The sequence below is a fragment of the Bacillus cereus group sp. BfR-BA-01441 genome (assembly GCF_022663075.1).
Taxonomy (GTDB): Bacteria; Bacillota; Bacilli; order Bacillales; family Bacillaceae_G; genus Bacillus_A; species Bacillus_A cereus.
Genome location: NZ_JAKUEU010000292.1, coordinates 1 through 342, shown reverse-complemented (window position 1 = coordinate 342; position 342 = coordinate 1). Strand labels below are relative to the sequence as shown.

The window sequence follows — 342 nt, the reverse complement described above, 5'->3', positions numbered from 1 at the left end:
TTGGTTAATATGTATAAAAGTAAATAGAAAAGTACCTAAACCCTTGGTATATAAGGGATTACAGTGAAAATGGTAGAGAAGTTAGGGAAAGGATACCGCAAACATGTTGCATATTATGTATGTAACTTATTAAAAATATGAGATAAATAGCTTAAAAACTTTAAAATGATATGATTTTTTTTAAAATTCCTTGGTTGAGAAATAAATTATACTGTTGCAAGTTGAAAGAAATAGGGAAAGGATACCGCAAACATGTTGCAAGTTGATTAAAAATAGGTAAGAGAAAGGGCAACTGTTGCAAGTTGAGAAATATAAGGAAAGCAAAGCGCAAAAAGTGTGCAA

The 342-nt window shown here is 29.8% G+C and carries 1 pseudogene; it reads right to left on the bottom strand.

Annotation, left to right across the window (positions count from 1 at the left end):
• Positions 1-160: 160 nt before the first annotated feature.
• Positions 161-342, bottom strand: a pseudogene (locus tag MR107_RS30570) (hypothetical protein); the annotation flags it as partial.